At 58.6% G+C, this 16,304-nt stretch carries 15 protein-coding genes and 1 riboswitch; of the genes, 12 read left to right on the forward strand and 3 right to left on the reverse strand.

All coding sequences use genetic code 11. The annotated features are described in order from the left end of the window. The first annotated feature begins 236 nt into the window (after window positions 1-236). The 8 genes from tyrS (at window position 237) to RGU70_RS04335 (ending at window position 6,773) form a co-directional block, all read left to right on the forward strand. Window positions 237-1,508, forward strand: coding sequence for a tyrosine--tRNA ligase (tyrS, locus tag RGU70_RS04300; RefSeq protein WP_322208166.1), 1,272 nt, complete (start codon window positions 237-239; stop codon window positions 1,506-1,508). Continuing rightward, a complete protein-coding gene (locus RGU70_RS04305) occupies window positions 1,505-2,173 on the forward strand; it encodes a histidine phosphatase family protein (RefSeq protein WP_322208167.1) in 669 nt (222 codons plus the stop codon). The genes tyrS and RGU70_RS04305 overlap by 4 nt, the downstream gene beginning before the upstream one ends. A 122-nt stretch (window positions 2,174-2,295) precedes the next feature. Beyond that, the gene (gene dusB, locus RGU70_RS04310; RefSeq protein WP_322208168.1) at window positions 2,296-3,312 is read left to right on the forward strand and encodes a tRNA dihydrouridine synthase DusB; all 1,017 of its coding nucleotides are present in this window, start codon (window positions 2,296-2,298) and stop codon (window positions 3,310-3,312) included. 75 nt (window positions 3,313-3,387) lie between these two features. Continuing rightward, on the forward strand, window positions 3,388-3,621 hold the full coding sequence (locus tag RGU70_RS04315; RefSeq protein ID WP_322208169.1) for a Fis family transcriptional regulator: 234 nt from the start codon (window positions 3,388-3,390) through the stop codon (window positions 3,619-3,621). Window positions 3,622-3,829: 208 nt separating this feature from the next. Further along, complete coding sequence (gene purH / locus RGU70_RS04320) at window positions 3,830-5,395, forward strand: bifunctional phosphoribosylaminoimidazolecarboxamide formyltransferase/IMP cyclohydrolase (RefSeq protein ID WP_322208170.1); 1,566 nt, start codon at window positions 3,830-3,832, stop codon at window positions 5,393-5,395. A 68-nt stretch (window positions 5,396-5,463) separates the two neighbouring features. After that, window positions 5,464-6,006 (forward strand): crossover junction endodeoxyribonuclease RuvC, encoded by a 543-nt coding sequence (gene ruvC, locus RGU70_RS04325; RefSeq protein WP_322208171.1) that lies wholly within the window; start codon window positions 5,464-5,466, stop codon window positions 6,004-6,006. Between the two features lie 90 nt (window positions 6,007-6,096). Continuing rightward, complete coding sequence (locus RGU70_RS04330) at window positions 6,097-6,351, forward strand: type II toxin-antitoxin system Phd/YefM family antitoxin (RefSeq protein ID WP_322208172.1); 255 nt, start codon at window positions 6,097-6,099, stop codon at window positions 6,349-6,351. Continuing rightward, window positions 6,348-6,773, forward strand: coding sequence for a type II toxin-antitoxin system VapC family toxin (locus RGU70_RS04335; protein ID WP_322210697.1), 426 nt, complete (start codon window positions 6,348-6,350; stop codon window positions 6,771-6,773). The genes RGU70_RS04330 and RGU70_RS04335 overlap by 4 nt, the downstream gene beginning before the upstream one ends. Before the next feature lie 81 nt (window positions 6,774-6,854). Here the strand turns inward: RGU70_RS04335 and RGU70_RS04340 are convergent, their stop codons facing one another. Beyond that, complete coding sequence (locus RGU70_RS04340) at window positions 6,855-7,799, reverse strand: DUF808 domain-containing protein (RefSeq protein WP_322208173.1); 945 nt, start codon at window positions 7,797-7,799, stop codon at window positions 6,855-6,857. Window positions 7,800-7,949: 150 nt separating this feature from the next. Between RGU70_RS04340 and ruvA the strand changes: the two genes are divergently transcribed. From ruvA to RGU70_RS04355, 3 genes are all read left to right on the forward strand, one after another. Then, entirely contained in the window at window positions 7,950-8,528 is a 579-nt protein-coding gene (gene ruvA, locus RGU70_RS04345) for a Holliday junction branch migration protein RuvA (RefSeq protein WP_322208174.1), read from the forward strand. 54 nt (window positions 8,529-8,582) lie between these two features. Then, a complete protein-coding gene (ruvB, locus tag RGU70_RS04350; protein ID WP_322208175.1) occupies window positions 8,583-9,650 on the forward strand; it encodes a Holliday junction branch migration DNA helicase RuvB in 1,068 nt (355 codons plus the stop codon). Window positions 9,651-9,789: 139 nt separating this feature from the next. After that, window positions 9,790-10,635, forward strand: coding sequence for a 4-oxalocrotonate decarboxylase (locus tag RGU70_RS04355; RefSeq protein WP_322208176.1), 846 nt, complete (start codon window positions 9,790-9,792; stop codon window positions 10,633-10,635). Window positions 10,636-10,690: 55 nt separating this feature from the next. Here RGU70_RS04355 and RGU70_RS04360 read toward each other — a convergent pair whose 3' ends face one another. Together RGU70_RS04360 and RGU70_RS04365 are read right to left on the reverse strand one after the other, a co-directional pair. Further along, a complete protein-coding gene (locus RGU70_RS04360; RefSeq protein ID WP_322208177.1) occupies window positions 10,691-11,131 on the reverse strand; it encodes a DUF2147 domain-containing protein in 441 nt (146 codons plus the stop codon). 234 nt (window positions 11,132-11,365) lie between these two features. Next, entirely contained in the window at window positions 11,366-14,182 is a 2,817-nt protein-coding gene (locus RGU70_RS04365) for a valine--tRNA ligase (RefSeq protein ID WP_322208178.1), read from the reverse strand. A 172-nt stretch (window positions 14,183-14,354) separates the two neighbouring features. Between RGU70_RS04365 and RGU70_RS04370 the strand changes: the two genes are divergently transcribed. Further along, on the forward strand, window positions 14,355-16,025 hold the full coding sequence (locus tag RGU70_RS04370; RefSeq protein ID WP_322208179.1) for a hypothetical protein: 1,671 nt from the start codon (window positions 14,355-14,357) through the stop codon (window positions 16,023-16,025). A gap of 129 nt (window positions 16,026-16,154) precedes the next feature. After that, window positions 16,155-16,254, forward strand: a riboswitch (TPP riboswitch). The last annotated feature ends 50 nt before the right edge of the window (window positions 16,255-16,304 follow it).

Raw genomic sequence — 16,304 nt, forward strand, 5'->3', positions numbered from 1 at the left:
GTGGGCGCTGACGAAGTTGACTTTTCAGTCGCCGGGCAATATGCGCGCCTTACTAGACAAATCTGTAACAGGCGGCGATGGCGGGTGTGGCGGTAAGAAATAACAGTGGCGGCCATTATAACCACGGATTTTTCCGCTTTTTTGCCATCCCCTCATTTGTTACAAACTTTAGTATTCGTATCTCCCCGTATCTCCCGCATTTCCGCTCCTTATTTTTATTTATTGGCACTTATCTGATGACCTCCGACTTGCAGTCTCCTCCTCTTCCCCCTCAATCCACAGCCCTGTCCACGGCCCCGCTGCCGCTGTCTGATCGCGTGCAGGAGGCGCTGGCCATTGCCCGTCGCGGCGCGGAAGAGTTGTTGATTGAATCAGAGTTTGCGCAAAAACTGGCGCGCTCGGAACTGAGCGGTACGCCACTACGCATCAAGCTGGGCCTCGATCCGACGGCGCCCGATCTGCATCTGGGCCATACGGTGGTACTCAACAAGATGCGGCAATTGCAGGACATCGGCCATAACGTGATTTTCCTGATCGGCGATTTCACGTCGATGATCGGCGACCCTTCGGGCCGCAATGTAACCCGGCCGCCACTGACGCGCGAACAGATTGAAGTCAACGCCCAGACCTATTTCGCGCAAGCCAGTCTGGTGCTGGACGCCTCCCGCACGGAAATTCGCTATAACTCCGAGTGGTGCGATCCGCTCGGTAGCCGCGGCATGATCCAGCTGGCCTCGCGCTACACGGTGGCGCGCATGATGGAACGCGACGATTTCACCAAGCGCTTTAAAGAAGGCACGCCGATTTCGGTCCATGAGTTCCTGTACCCGCTGATGCAGGGCTATGACTCGGTCGCGCTGAAAGCCGATCTGGAACTGGGCGGCACCGATCAGAAATTCAATCTGCTGGTAGGGCGCGAACTGCAAAAGGATTTCGGCCAGGAACCGCAATGCATTCTCACCATGCCACTGCTGGAAGGTCTGGACGGCGTGGACAAGATGTCGAAGTCGAAAAACAATTACATCGGCATCACCGAACCGGCCAACACCATGTTTGCCAAACTGATGAGCATTTCGGACTCCATGATGTGGCGCTACTACGAGTTGCTGTCGATGCAATCGCTGGCCCACATCGCCGGGCTCCGGCAGCAGGTCGCGGAAGGCAGCAATCCGCGCGATATCAAAGTGGCGCTGGGTCAGGAAATCGTCACGCGTTTCCACTCGCGTCAAGCCGCCGAAGACGCGCTGGCCGACTTCGTCAACCGCTCCAAGGGCGGCATTCCTGACGACATCGACGAAATCAGTCTGAGCGGCGCGCCACTCGGTATCGGCCAGTTGCTCAAACAAGCCAATTTGTGTCCGTCTACCTCGGAGGCCTTGCGCATGGTCGAGCAGGGCGGCGTACGCATCGACGGCGCGGTGATCAGCGACAAGGGCTTGAAAGTCGACGCCGGTTGTTTCGTACTGCAAGTTGGCAAACGCAAATTCGCGCGCATCACACTGGCATGACCGACATCCTGTTGATCCGCCACGGCGAAACTGACTGGAATGTGGAGCGGCGACTACAGGGCTTCAAGGACATCCCCCTCAACGCGCAAGGCCAGCTGCAGGCCGAGCGGCTGGCGCTGGCCTTGCGCAGCGAAGCGCTGGACGCGATTTACTGTAGCGATCTCGAACGCGCCCGGCAAACCGCCGTGGCGCTGGCCAATCCGCACGGCATCGTGCCGCAGATTGATCCGGCCTTGCGCGAACGCTGTTTCGGCGCATTCGAGGGACTGCAGCATGCCGACATCGAGACCCTTTATCCGCAGCAATACGCGGCCTGGCAGCGGCGCGATCTCGATGCACGCTACCCGGACGGCGATCAGCCCGCCGAAACCTTGCGCGACTTCATGACCCGCAGCGTGGCGGCTGTTACTCGACTGGCAGCAATGGAACATCGTGGGCAACGCGAACAACATGAGCGGCGATGTATCGCCATCGTTACGCATGGCGGTGTGCTGGAATGCCTGCACCGCGCTGCGACCGGCGCATCGATAGCCACCGTGCGCGATTTTGAAATTTTCAACGCCAGCATTAACCGCTTCCACTGGGATGGCGTGGCGCTGCACCTGAAAAACTGGGGCGACGTCGCGCATTTGCCGCAAGCCGCGCTGGATGAGACCGTCAGGTAGCTGTTACTCAGATCGGCTAAAATAGGCCCCCTGCGCGTTCTGAAACCCCGTATTTGCCTGTATGCGAAAACCAGCCCTGCACTATGGGCGCGCCGTGCTATTCCCTTTTTTCTGGACGCCCCGTGAATATCGGCCCCTATCTCCTGAGCAACAATGTGTTCGTCGCGCCGATGGCGGGCGTGACCGATCGCCCGTTCCGTCAGTTGTGCAAGCAGCTCGGCGCAGGCTATGCCGTGTCCGAGATGGCCGCGTCCAATCCGCGTCTGTGGAATAGCGACAAAAGCACGCGCCGCACCAATCACGACGGCGAAATGGAACCGAAAGCGGTGCAAATCGCCGGTGCCGATCCGCTCATGCTGGCCGAATGCGCCCGTCATAACGTCGAACGCGGCGCGCAAATCATCGACATCAACATGGGCTGCCCGGTCAAGAAAGTCTGCAACAGCTGGTGCGGCTCGGCCTTGCTGCAGGATGAGGAGCTGGTAGCGCGCATTCTGGATGCGGTGGTCAGTGCGGTCGATGTCCCGGTCACGTTGAAATTTCGCACCGGCTGGGACCGGCAGCACAAGAACGCGCTGTCGATTGCCCGGCTGGCCGAACAGTCCGGCATCGCCATGCTGACACTGCACGGCCGCACGCGTGCCGACGGTTACAGCGGCGCAGCCGAATACGACACCATTGCCGCCGTCAAGGCCGCAGTCGGCATTCCGGTGGTGGCCAACGGCGACATCACGACGCCCGAACAAGCGCGCTACGTACTCGATTACACCGGTGCCGATGCCGTCATGATCGGCCGCGCAGCGCAAGGGCGGCCCTGGATTTTCCGCGAGATCGAGCACTTCCTGCGTACCGGCGAACATCTGCCGCCGCCGCGGGTGGATGAAGTGGCCGCGCTGATGCACGAACACTTGCAGGCGCATTACGCTTTTTACGGCGATTATCTGGGCGTGCGTACGGCGCGCAAACACATAGGCTGGTATGTGCGCGACTTGTCCGGCGGAGAAGATTTTCGCCAGCGCATGAACCTGCTGGAAGATTGCAGCACGCAGCTCGATGCCGTCGCCGCCTTCTTTTCATACCAGGCCACGCAGGGCGACCGGTTACAATACGGCCTTGTCGATCAGTCGCTGGCTGCTTAAGGCTTGCAGCGCCGCAAGAAAATAGTTTGTCCACATCAAAAATAACATCCTCGACGTTCAAAAAACGTTAAAAACATGAGCAAAGAAAGCATTCAGGAAACCGTCAGAAAAAGTCTGGAAAAATACTTCCGCGACCTTGGCGAACAAACTCCGTCCAACGTCTACGAAATGGTCATTCTTACAGTAGAAAAACCGATTTTCGAGGCAGTCATGCTGCGCGCCGACGGTAATCAGTCACAGGCAGCCGAAATGCTGGGCATCAACCGCAATACCTTGCGCAAAAAATTGCAGCAGCACGGTTTGATCTAAGCCGTAATTCAAGACAGGCAAGTGCGCGTAAGTGCGTAAGTACGCAAGTAAGTAATTCCATCGCGGCGCGTAGCCAGCGCAAGCAGGAACATCGCTTTGAGCTTGGTCAGCGATCTTCACCGTCATCTTCGTCGCGCATTTCCGTCATTCATTTCCGTCACTCATTTCCGTCACTTATTTCCGTCATTCTTTTTTACGACTATTCATCATGATCAAACAAGCCCTCATTTCCGTCTCCGACAAAACCGGTGTCCTCGAACTGGCGCGTGCGCTCAATGCGCTGGGCGTGCGCATCCTGTCCACCGGCGGCACCGCCAAGCTGCTGGCCGACAACGGCGTGCCGGTGACGGAAGTGGCCGACTACACGGGCTTCCCTGAAATGCTGGATGGCCGGGTCAAGACCCTGCATCCGAAGATTCACGGCGGCATCCTGGCGCGTCGCGATTTCCCCGAACATACCGCCGCGCTGGCGCAGCACGCCATCCCGGCTATCGATATGGTGGTGGTCAATCTCTACCCGTTCCAGCAAACCGTGGCACGCGCCGAATGCGCGCTCGAAGACGCGATTGAAAATATCGACATCGGCGGCCCGGCCATGCTGCGTTCCTCCGCCAAGAATCACAAGGACGTCATCGTCCTGTGCGACCCAGCCGATTACGCGCCGGTGCTGGCTGCGCTGCAATCGCCGGCAGGCGACCTGGCCTACGCAGAACGCTTCGCGCTGGCCAAAAAAGTGTTTGCCCACACCGCGCAGTACGACGGTTCGATCACCAACTATTTCACAGCACTGGGCAGCGACCTGACGCACACCACGCGCAGCGCCTATCCCGCCACGCTCAACCTGCACTTCGACAAAGTGCAGGACATGCGCTACGGTGAAAACCCGCACCAGTCGGCCGCGTTTTACCGTGACCTGCATGTGGTCGATGGCGCGCTGGCCAACTACACCCAGCTGCAAGGCAAGGAACTGTCCTACAACAACGTCGCCGATGCTGATGCAGCGTGGGAATGCGTCAAGAGTTTCGACGAGAACGCCTGCGTCATCGTCAAGCATGCCAATCCTTGCGGTGTAGCGATTGCGGCCAATCCGCTGGCGGCCTACACCAAGGCATTGCAAACCGATCCGACCTCCGCTTTCGGCGGCATCATCGCTTTCAACCGCGAACTCGACGGCGCCGCCGCCGAAATGGTCGCCAAGCAATTTGTCGAAGTGCTGATCGCGCCCTCGTTCACTAAGGAAGCACTGGCCATTTTCGCCGCCAAGCAAAATGTGCGGGTGTTGCAGATTCCGCTGGGCAAGTCGGGCAATACCTATGATTTCAAACGCGTCGGCGGCGGCTTGCTGGTGCAATCGCCCGATGCCAAGAATGTCTTGCCGGCCGATATCAAAGTCGTGAGCAAGAAACAACCGACGCCGCAGCAATTGCAGGACCTGATGTTTGCCTGGCGCGTGGCCAAGTTCGTCAAATCGAATGCCATCGTTTTCTGTGCCGGCGGCATGACGCTCGGCGTCGGCGCGGGTCAGATGAGCCGCATCGACTCCGCCCGCATCGCCTCGATCAAGGCGCAAAACGCCGGTTTGTCGCTGGCCGGTTCGGCAGTGGCGTCAGATGCCTTCTTCCCGTTCCGTGACGGGCTGGATGTGGTGGTCGCAGCGGGTGCCACTTGCGTGATTCATCCGGGCGGCTCGATGCGCGATCAGGAAGTGGTCGATGCGGCTGACGAACAAGGTGTCGTCATGCTGCTGACTGGCGTGCGTCATTTCCGTCACTGATATCGGTAACGGTATCGCCACTTATAGTCACTCATAGCCACCCATAGCCACCCAACGCGCAGGCATCGATGAAAATTCTCGGTATCGACCCCGGCTTGCGCGTCACTGGCTTCGGCGTCATCGACAAGCAGGGCAACCGTCTCACTTACATTGCCTCCGGTACGATCAAGACCTCGGAAGGTTCGCTGCCGGAGCGTCTCAAGACCATTCTGCTGAGTCTGGGCGAAGTCATCCGTACCTATCAGCCCGACTGCGCGGCGATTGAAAAAGTCTTCGTCAACGTCAATCCCCAATCCACCCTCCTGCTCGGACAAGCCCGCGGCGCGGCGATTTGCGCGCTGGTGAGTGCCGACCTGCCGGTCGCGGAATACACCGCGCTGCAACTCAAGCAGGCCGTAGTCGGCCACGGCAAGGCGCACAAGCAACAGGTGCAGGACATGGTGCAGCGCCTGCTGTCCTTGTCCGGCTTGCCCGGTACCGATGCCGCCGATGCGCTAGGCATGGCGATTTGCCACGCGCATAGCGGCGAGACGCTGGCCATGCTGGGCGCGCTGGCACCGGCGCTGGCGAAAAAAGGCTTGCGGGTGAAGGGCGGGCGTTTGGTGGGGTGATTGGGGGGTGTAGAGATGTTGCTACATCATTTTTGGCGCGACTGTTTTTGTGCTAAGGTATTCCTACTCAAGACATGCAGGAGGTCCGACATGACCATCACTACACTTTCCAGTCGACAATTCAACCAGGACGCCGGTAAGGCAAAAAAAGCGGCACAAGATGGCCCGGTATTCATCACTGACCGCGGCCGGCCGGCGCATGTTTTGTTGACCTTCGATGCCTATCAAAAAATGAGCGGAGGCCATGTCAAGATCGCTGATTTGCTGGCGATGCCTGGCATGGGCAATGTCGAATTTGACCTTTCACAATCGCACGATCTGGCGGAAGCGGCCGATTTTTCCTGATGTTTCTCCTCGATACCAATGTCGTTTCAGAGCTGCGTAAAATTCGCATCGGCAAAGCTGATCCGCACGTTGCCGAGTGGGCGGATAGTGTTAATGCTGCGGATTTGTATGTATCGGTGATCACGATTCAGGAGCTGGAGATCGGCGTATTGCTGTTGGAACGTCGCGATGCAGTGCAAGGCGCGATCTTTCGGTCCTGGCTCAACACGCATGTTTTGCCGACCTTCTGTAATCGCATACTGCCGGTCGATACGGCGGTAGCGCAGCGCAGTGCGCAGCTGCATGTACCTGATCCACGTCCTGTTCGCGATGGATTAATCGCCGCGACAGCGCTGGTACACGGCATGACTGTGGTCACGCGAAATGTCGCTGACTTTGCCCCTGGCGGGGTTGCTACATTCAATCCGTGGCTGGCTTATTAAGCAGGCTTGCTGTCCCCGATGAAGGGGGGCTGCACTGATTGCACGCATTTTTCACTGTTTGTCTGCCGGGAAATTACCCGGCTAATTCCGCTTCCACCGCCGCACTCCCGCCTGAGCCATCACGATAATCGCCAGCGCAATCGCTCCCGCCAGTAGTCCCGCCACCGCATTGAGTACTGGTGAACTCATCCATGCCAGCACGCCGCCTATTCCCGCGAGTGGAGCGACAGCTTGTTCGGCGTGTGCCGTCAGCGCATGCGCCGCCGGTATGCCGTGCATCAGAATGCCGCCGCCGACCGTGAACATGGCGACGGTGCCGATGACCGACAGGCTCTTCATCATGACCGGTGCGGCGCTAAGGATGGCGCGGCCGCAGCTTCGCTGCCAGCGTCCTAGCGTGTCCTTACCTTCGCGCAGCACCAGATAGAGGCCGGCGTCGTCCAGCTTGACGATGCCTGCTACCGCGCCATAAACGCCTATCGTCATGACCAGTGCAATGCCGGACAACACCGTGATCTGTTGCATCAGCGGAGCGCCGGCCACGATGCCCAGGGTGATCGCAATGATTTCCGCCGAGAGGACGAAATCGGTACGGATGGCTCCGGCGATTTTTTGCTGCTCCGTGGCGGGTGGGCCTTTTGGCGCAGGCGGTATGTTGGCCACTGGCGGCGGGTGGTTTTTCTCTCGCCTGTGTTTGAAGGCATGCAGAAGTTTTTCCGACCCCTCGTAGCAGAGGTAAAGGCCGCCCGCCATCAGTAGCGGCGTTACGGCCCACGGCGTCAGCGCGCTGATAATCAGCGCTGCCGGCACCAGGATGATCTTGTTGCGCAGCGATCCCTTGGCCACCGCCCACACCACCGGTAATTCGCGGTCGGCACCGACGCCGCTGACTTGCTGGGCATTGAGCGCCAGATCGTCGCCCAGCACGCCGGCGGTTTTCTGCGCCGCAACTTTGGTCATGAGGGAAACGTCGTCCAGAATGCTGGCGATATCGTCGATCAGGGCGAATAAACTGCTGACAGCCACGGTGTGTCCTTTCGGTTTTGGATAAATGGATTGCAGATCAGTATAGCGGGGCAATCAATGTCCGCCGTTCTCGTCGGCAGTCCCCCGGCGCAGCGGCGCAGTCCTGTATCATGTTTGCTTCCCTTCTGCCCTAGTAAAGAACCTCCCGCCATGATCGGTCGCCTCTCCGGAATTCTGCTCGAAAAAAATCCTCCGCAACTGCTGGTCGATTGCAACGGCATCGGCTATGAGGTCAATGTGCCGATGAGTACGTTTTACAATCTGCCCGGACTCGGCGAAAAGGTGGTGCTGCTGACCCATCTGACGGTGCGCGAGGATGCCCATCTGCTGTACGGATTTGGCAATGCCGAAGAGCGCGACGTATTCCGTCAGCTCATCAAAATCACCGGCGTGGGCGCACGTACCGCGCTGGCGATTTTATCCGGCATGTCGGCTGCCGATCTGGCGCAGGCGGTGACCTTGCAGGAAGCCGGTCGTCTGACGCGGGTACCGGGCATCGGCAAGAAGACCGCTGAACGTCTGCTGCTGGAACTCAAGGGCAAGCTCGGTGCCGATCTGGGCGCGGTCGCTGGCGGTACGCAGCATGGAGCGACGGGCGATATTCTCAATGCCCTGCTGGCGCTTGGCTATTCCGACAAAGAAGCGGCGCTGGCGCTCAAGCAGGTACCGGCCGACGCCACCGTTTCAGACGGCATCAAGCTGGCGCTGAAGTCGCTGTCCAGAGCATAGGCAATCTGAAAAACACCCCCTGCACCGCACGCATCAGCGAGGACCGCAACGCACATGAGCATACAAACCGACGATTTTTCCGAACAGCGCATCATTGCCGCCACGCCAGCTTCGGCCAATGAAGAGGCGATTGAGCGCGCTTTGCGGCCCAAGCAGCTCGATGAATATGTCGGTCAGGAAAAAATCCGCAACCAGTTGCAGATTTTCATCAGCGCCGCGCGTCAGCGCAAAGAGGCGCTCGATCACACTCTGCTGTTCGGGCCACCGGGACTGGGCAAGACCACGCTGGCGCACATCATTGCGCGCGAAATGGGCGTCAATCTGCGCCAGACTTCCGGCCCGGTATTGGAACGCGCCGGCGATCTGGCCGCGCTGCTGACCAATCTGGAAGCCAACGATGTGCTGTTCATCGATGAAATCCACCGGCTTTCCCCGGTCGTGGAAGAAATCCTCTATCCGGCGTTGGAGGATTATCAGATCGACATCATGATCGGCGAAGGTCCGGCGGCCCGATCGGTGCGGCTGGATTTGCAGCCGTTCACACTGGTCGGCGCGACTACCCGCGCTGGCATGCTGACCAATCCGCTGCGCGACCGCTTCGGCATCGTCGCCCGGCTGGAGTTTTATACCGCGCCGGAACTGGCGCGTATCGTCACCCGCAGCGCCGCGCTGCTCGATGTGCCGCTTGATGCAGAGGGTGCGCTGGAAATCGCCAAACGCAGCCGCGGCACGCCGCGTATCGCCAACCGTTTGCTGCGCCGCGTGCGCGACTATGCGCAAGTCAAAGGCAACGGAAAAATCACCAAGCCGACGGCCGACGCGGCGCTGATCATGCTGGATGTGGATGCCGTCGGTTTCGATCTGATGGACCGCAAGCTGCTCGAAGCGGTGCTGTTCAAATTCAATGGCGGGCCGGTGGGACTGGACAATCTGGCCGCCGCCATCGGTGAAGAGCGCGACACTATCGAAGACGTGCTGGAGCCGTATCTGATTCAGCAAGGTTATCTCCAGCGCACCCCACGCGGCCGGATTGCCACGCCGTCGGCGTATGCGCATTTCGGTTTGACTGCGCCGCACATCAGCCCGAACGGGGACCTGTGGGGACCGATATCGACGGCCTGAGGTGGTCTCTTAAGTAGCTACATCGAAGGCTGTTTCGCTCTGTTTTGTTGCGGTGCGTAAATATGCGGATAAGTACTTGTATTAATACGAGGCCTCACTGACAATGCTTGCTCACTTCATTTCACTTTCCGAGCCAGCCATGCTTATGTCCACTCAGGCCAACCGCTATGCGCACCAGTTGCTCGATGCCCGAGCGCAATCCTTGTTGCTGCCCTTGCCTTCCGGCGAGCCCCTCACGGTAGAAGACGCCTACGATATCGCCAAGTGCATCCTCGATGCTCGCGTGGCGCAGGGCGAGCGTCCGATCGGGCGCAAGATCGGTTTCGGCGTACGCAAAACGCTCGTCCGCTACGGAGTGAAAGATCCTGAGTCGATGCTGGCGCCGATCTGGGCACCGATGTATGACTCGACAGTGCGTTTCGCCGAGGACAACCGTGGCACGCAAAGCCTGACCGGCGCGATGCAGCCGCGCATCGAACCTGAAATTATTTTCAAACTGAAAAAAACGCCGTCACCGAAAGCCACGCTCGATGACCTGGCTGGCTGCATTGAATGGATGGCGCACGGTTTTGAAATTGTGGTGTGTCCGTATCCCAACTGGAAACTGACCATTCCGGCGTCGATCGCGGCATTTGGTTTGCACGGCACGCTCATCATCGGTGAGCCGCATGTGCTGTCGTCGTCGACGCGCAGTCATCTGGCGTCGATTCTGGCCAGCGCTAGTGTGTCGCTGTCGAGCAGCACTGGCAGTGGTGGTACTTTGCGCGCCGCTGGTTTTTGCAATGACGAGCTCAGTAGCCCGTTGCACGCGATGTGGCATCTGCACCAGTTGCTGCAAACGCAGCGTCAGTTTTCACCGTTGAAAGCCGGGGAAATCATTACTACGGGTACCTGGACCGATGCCTATCCGGTCGCACCGGGACAAACCTGGAGCACGGCCTTTTCTGACATTGCTCTGCCGGGATTGACGGTTTCCTTCGTTTGACCAGCGGGGTGGCGTAAGTCCTGGTTAATCGTCGTACGCTACCCGCCCTATATATTTACTCTTCCCTTACCCAAATCTGGGTGCGTCCCAGCAGCGGCATGCCGATATAGCCGCGCACATTGAGCTTCTTGCCGTCTTCCGTGACTGTCAATTTGCTTTTGTAGGTTTTGCCGTTGGCCGGATCGATAATCTGGCCGCCGCTGTACCCCTCGTCCTCTTTTTTCAGGCCCGACAGAATGACCATGCCGATGACTGGCTGATCTTTCAGCTCGCCGGTGCATTTTGCGCATGTGGGCGCTTGCTCTTCCTCGGGGCCGCGAAACAGTTTCTCGATTTTCCCCGACAGCGCCCCATCGACTTCAGTGATGCGGATCAGCGCTTTCGGCTTGCCGGTCGCATCGTCCATACTTTTCCACAAGCCCAGCGGCGAACTATCGGCCCAGGCGGCAGCGGTGACAAGGAATAACAGGGCGGCGGTGAGCAGGTGCTTTTTCATCAGAGATCCTTCGGTGGGCAGGCAAAGCGAAAGGGAGTGACGCAATAAGAGAGACGGCAAGAAAGACGGCAAACGAGGCGGTAAAAGAGACCGCAAGAGCGACAGCAAGTGCGCCAGTCTACTCGAGATTATCCGAAGAAAGCACGATCGTGCTGAAATGAGGTGAGATGAGTGCGCTGAGGGCGATGCGACCGCCTCAGAGAGAGGCAGTCGCATGCAGGGGTTGACGCTGGCTTAGAGTTTCGCCAGTTGCTGCTGCAAAGTGGCGACGGTAGCGCTGAAGTTTACAACGCGTTCCTGCTCTTGCGCCACCACCTGCGCCGGGGCGCGGGCGACGAAGCTTTCATTGCCGAGTTTGGCCTGCGCCTTGACGATTTCCCCGCTCAGGCGGGCGATTTCCTTGGACAGACGTTCCCGCTCGGCGGCAATATCGATTTCCACCTTGAGCATCAGCTTGATGTTGCCTACCAGCGCCACCGGCGCAGGCGATTCCGGCAGAGTCTCCACGACCTGCGCTTCGCTCAGACGCGCCAGCGATTGCAGATACGGCAGGAAAGTCTGCATCTGCGCTTGCGCGTCGGCATCGCCCGCTTCGACGATCAGCGGCACTTTCAGCGCGGGCGACAATTGCATCTCGCCGCGCAGATTGCGGCAGGCGTCGGTGAGGGCCTTGAGCTGGGTCATCCAGACTTCGGCATCGGTATCGATTTTCTCTGGCTGCGGCTGCGGATAGGCCTGACGCATGATGGAATCGCCGGCCGGGTCGAGCTGCTTGCCGGTCAGCGGTGCCACGCTCTGCCACAGCGCTTCGGTGATGAACGGCAGCACCGGATGCGCCAGTCGCAGCACGGTTTCCAGCACGCGCAACAAAGTGCGGCGGGTGGCGCGTTGCTCTGCCTCAGTGCCGTGTTGAATCTGCACCTTGGCCACTTCCAGATACCAGTCGCAGTATTCATCCCAGACGAATTTGTAGATGGCGGTGGCGATATTGTCGAAACGGTAATCGGCAAAGCCCTTTTCGACCTCTGCCTCGGTGCGCTGCAACAGCGAGACGATCCAGCGATCCGCCTGCGAAAAGCGCAGTTGTTCCTTGTCGCAAACGCCGGCAACGTGGCCCTCGAAACCGCAATCCTTGCCTTCGGTATTCATCAGCACGAAGCGGGTGGCGTTCCACAGCTTGTTGCAGAAATTGCGATAGCCCTCACAGCGGTTCAGGTCGAAGTTAATGTTGCGACCCAGCGTCGCCAGTGAGGCAAAGGTGAAGCGCAGCGCATCGGTGCCGAAAGCGGGGATACCGGCCGGGAATTCCTTGCGGGTGGCTTTGGCGATGCTGTCGGACTGCTTGGGATTCATCAGGCCGGTGGTGCGCTTGGCTAGCAGTTCGTCGAGCGTGATGCCGTCGATCAGGTCGATAGGATCGAGCGTATTGCCCTTCGATTTCGACATCTTCTGGCCATTGCCGTCGCGCACCAGTCCATGCACATAGACCGTATGGAACGGCACTTTGCCGGTGAAATGGGCAGTCATCATGACCATCCGCGCCACCCAGAAGAAAATGATGTCGAAGCCGGTGACCAGCACGGAGGAGGGCAGGAACATCTTGTAATCGGGAGTTTCTTCCGGCCAGCCCAGCGTGGAAAACGGCACCAGCGCCGACGAGAACCAGGTATCGAGCACGTCAGGATCGCGTCTGACCGGCTTGCCGCCAGCCTGCGCCTGCGCTTCGGCTTCGGTGCGGGCGACGTAGATACTGCCGTCTTCGCCGTACCAGGCCGGGATTTGATGACCCCACCACAGCTGACGCGAGATGCACCAGTCCTGGATGTTGTTGAGCCACTGGTTGTACGTGTTGCTCCAGTTGTCGGGAATCAGCTTGATTTCGCCATTGGCGACTTTTTCCAGCGCCACTTCGGCAATCGACTTGCCGGGGAAGAACGTCCCTTCCGGTGCCGGTTTGCTCATGGCCACGAACCACTGGTCGGTCAGCATCGGTTCGATAACGACGCCGGTGCGGTCGCCGCGCGGCACCATCAGCTTGTGCGGCTTGACCTGTTCCAGCAAGCCCAGCGCATCGAGGTCGGCCACGATTTTCTTGCGCGCCACGAAACGATCCAGTCCGCGATAGGCGGCCGGCGCATCGTCGGTGATTTTGGCGTCCAGCGTCAGGATGCACAGCTGCGGCAACTGGTGACGCTGGCCGACGGCATAGTCGTTGAAATCGTGCGCAGGGGTGATCTTGACGCAGCCGGTACCGAAGGCTTTATCGACGTATTCATCCTCAATGACGGGGATTTCGCGGTCGGTCAGCGGCAGCTTGAGCATCTTGCCGATCAGGTGGACATAGCGCTCGTCGGTTGGATCGACGGCGACAGCAGCGTCGCCCAGCAGGGTTTCGGGACGGGTAGTGGCCACTGTCAGGTGGCCGCTGCCATCGGCCAGGGGGTAACGGATGTACCACATCGAACCGTCTTCTTCTTCCGAGACCACTTCCAGATCGGATACCGCAGTGCCCAGTACCGGGTCCCAGTTCACCAGGCGTTTGCCGCGATAGATCAGGCCTTGCTCGTACAAACGCACGAACACTTCCGTGACGCTGCCCGACAGTTTGGGGTCCATCGTGAAATATTCGCGCCCCCAGTCGGTCGAGGAGCCCATGCGACGCATCTGTCCGGTGATGATGGAGCCGGATTTTTCTTTCCATTCCCATACTTTTTCGACGAATTTTTCCCGGCCCAGATCGTGGCGCGATACTTTTTGCGCGTCGAGCTGGCGTTCCACCACGATTTGCGTGGCGATACCGGCGTGGTCGGTGCCGGGAATCCAGGCGGTATTGAAACCGCGCATGCGGTGGTAGCGCGTCAGGCCATCCATGATGGTCTGATTGAAGGCGTGCCCCATGTGCAGCGTGCCGGTCACGTTGGGTGGCGGCAACTGGATGCTGAAGGACGGATTTTCGGGTGCGGTGGTGGCGGCAAAATAGCCGCGTTTTTCCCATTCCTCACGCCAGAATTTTTCTATGTCGGCGGGTTCGAAAGACTTGGCTAATTCCATGATTTGCTTTGTGTTTTTGCGAAACCGACCATTATAAAGGAGGCGGGCAGCCGCAGCCTCCCCGTAGGCAAAAGTAGCGCCGGTTTGGGCGTTTCCTGGTGGTGATGAAGGGCGATATCGAGGCTAATAGCCCGGTCATCATTTTTGCGTAAGTCCTGCCCAGAAAGGAAACATGAACGGAATAAACCCACAGCCCATTGCTCAACGCTCAAGAGTCGTCAGCAGCAGGCCCTCTTTGCCCGATACGTCGGAGAATCTCGGCACACATTTCACCGCCGTCACTAATCACTCCACGCGCCCAAGCGACAGCGCTTCTGTCGCTCCGGGTACGCAAGGGGCCGGACTGCCCCGCAGACGCGGCCAGCTTCCGGCGCTGCTGGCGCAGTATAGGGAGAAACTCAAAAGCCAGAATAAGGAGCCGGCAGCGCTTGAAATCAGCTATCTGGATCTGATCAAGCACATCGATTTTGTATCCGAATCGATTTGCCGGCATATGCGGCATTGGTCTTTTCCTGTCATTTTAAAAGCCAGGGCAGCGCTTCCCGTCTCCTGGCATCCGGCGCTGGATGCGCTGGTGAGTGAGCAGGTAGCAAAAATGTGCGGTCTGAACCAGCAGGATGCGCCACCTCAGGACCGACGCGCAACGATGTTCAGTGCAAGAGGAATGGAAGAAAACCGGAGCATCGCCATGCATGTTCTCGGCACGCCGCCGGAAGAGCGCACCGAGGCCATGTTGCGTGAAATGGGCATGATAATCAGAGCCCACGACAGCATCGGCATGGAACTGCTCAGAAGCGACATGGGCATTTATACCTATCTGATACAACGCAGAACCTGGTGGATACCCGCTGATATGTTTCACATCCCCCGTTCTGAAGGGCTTGAGGCGCAGAAACAAATTATTCGTTTGCTGCACTACTTCAAGGGCGCCATCGACATGTTCGTCTTACCGCTTACACCCAATCAGGCCAGTCTGAGTCTGTTTCAATATGCGGTGAAAATGCACCGATTCGATATCGCGCAGTTATTGGTAGAGCAAGGCTGCGATCCCAATTTTGGCATTGACGGCGTGCAGTTTACCTATATGCGGGACTGCACTCTGGAAGAGATCGTCCAGCTGTGCAAGTGGAATGTCGAGCTGCGCTTTCTGCTGGCCGAGCGTCTGACCGATGCTTGCCGACAGTTTGTTATTTCCGCTCAAGCATGGCGCTTCCCGGAGGAAAAACTCGAACAAGCCGAAAGATCCTTAGGACGGTCGTTTGACTTGACTCGTGCGGAGAGCGCCGCGTTTTACAAAGACGCAAGCGAAGCCGATAAGCAAAAAATCGCGCGATGGAGAAGAGCGTCTATCCGGGCGGAGCGGGCCGGACAACTGCTCGCCTCCGGACTAAGGCCGCTCTGGATGGCGTCGGTCAATGAAGTGAGCAAAGTGATGCAAGCGGAAATCGCCAAAAACGAGAATGGAGCGAGCGCTCTGCCGTGGAAGGTGATCCATTACGAAAGATTTCTCGCGCCCTGGCTGTGGCGCTTATGCATCACTGCCAGTCAGTTCATGATTCCAGAGGTGCAGGAATTGAAGGACGAGATAATCCAGGAACTGCTTCAGGCCGAAGAAAATACCCATGTCCCCGCGTTGCGGGAAGCGGTGACAAGACTGGAGGCCAGCTATGAGGGGGGGGATGAGGTGGAACTTACGCCGTATGGCAGCGTTGCCTTGCTGTTTGCCGTCATTATGTCTTTGTCTTTCCCGCTATGTTTTTCACGGGCCAGAGCCTCGCGTGACAGGCTTGATGTCTCCAGCCGAGAGTCCCGTTCACGCCCTCTGCAAGATACTGGCAGGTGAGTCCACCCGAGATAGACAGGTGCGTGGCAGGCGAATAAATTTGCTTGCCGTGGATCAGTGTAGAATTCGGAGCACTGCGTTGTACAGTAAGTAAATAAGGCGGTACCGCAAGGAAGCAACGCAGTCATAAGTACATGCTAGGGGTCCTGACAGCGCAAGCTGTCGGGTGAGAGATACCCTTGAACCTGATCTGGGTAATGCCAGCGTAGGGAAGCTGCCGGAACGAGCGCGTTGCATCTGCACCCTGCCGCGACGTTCACCGGACACCTCCTTTGCTGG

The organism is Herbaspirillum sp. RTI4 (assembly GCF_034313965.1).
Classification (GTDB): domain Bacteria; phylum Pseudomonadota; class Gammaproteobacteria; order Burkholderiales; family Burkholderiaceae_D; genus Herbaspirillum.

Excerpts from the sequence above, each read along its gene's own strand:
- RGU70_RS04355 (WP_322208176.1), top strand. The coding sequence starts at position 9,790 with ATGCTTATGTCCACTCAGGCCAACCGCTATGCGCACCAGTTGCTCGAT.
- ruvB (WP_322208175.1), top strand. The coding sequence starts at position 8,583 with ATGAGCATACAAACCGACGATTTTTCCGAACAGCGCATCATTGCCGCC.
- RGU70_RS04370 (WP_322208179.1), top strand. The coding sequence starts at position 14,355 with ATGAACGGAATAAACCCACAGCCCATTGCTCAACGCTCAAGAGTCGTC.
- RGU70_RS04330 (WP_322208172.1), top strand. The coding sequence starts at position 6,097 with ATGACCATCACTACACTTTCCAGTCGACAATTCAACCAGGACGCCGGT.
- RGU70_RS04360 (WP_322208177.1), bottom strand. The coding sequence starts at position 11,131 with ATGAAAAAGCACCTGCTCACCGCCGCCCTGTTATTCCTTGTCACCGCT.
- purH (WP_322208170.1), top strand. The coding sequence starts at position 3,830 with ATGATCAAACAAGCCCTCATTTCCGTCTCCGACAAAACCGGTGTCCTC.
- RGU70_RS04365 (WP_322208178.1), bottom strand. The coding sequence starts at position 14,182 with ATGGAATTAGCCAAGTCTTTCGAACCCGCCGACATAGAAAAATTCTGG.
- ruvA (WP_322208174.1), top strand. The coding sequence starts at position 7,950 with ATGATCGGTCGCCTCTCCGGAATTCTGCTCGAAAAAAATCCTCCGCAA.
- ruvC (WP_322208171.1), top strand. The coding sequence starts at position 5,464 with ATGAAAATTCTCGGTATCGACCCCGGCTTGCGCGTCACTGGCTTCGGC.
- RGU70_RS04315 (WP_322208169.1), top strand. The coding sequence starts at position 3,388 with ATGAGCAAAGAAAGCATTCAGGAAACCGTCAGAAAAAGTCTGGAAAAA.
- tyrS (WP_322208166.1), top strand. The coding sequence starts at position 237 with ATGACCTCCGACTTGCAGTCTCCTCCTCTTCCCCCTCAATCCACAGCC.
- RGU70_RS04305 (WP_322208167.1), top strand. The coding sequence starts at position 1,505 with ATGACCGACATCCTGTTGATCCGCCACGGCGAAACTGACTGGAATGTG.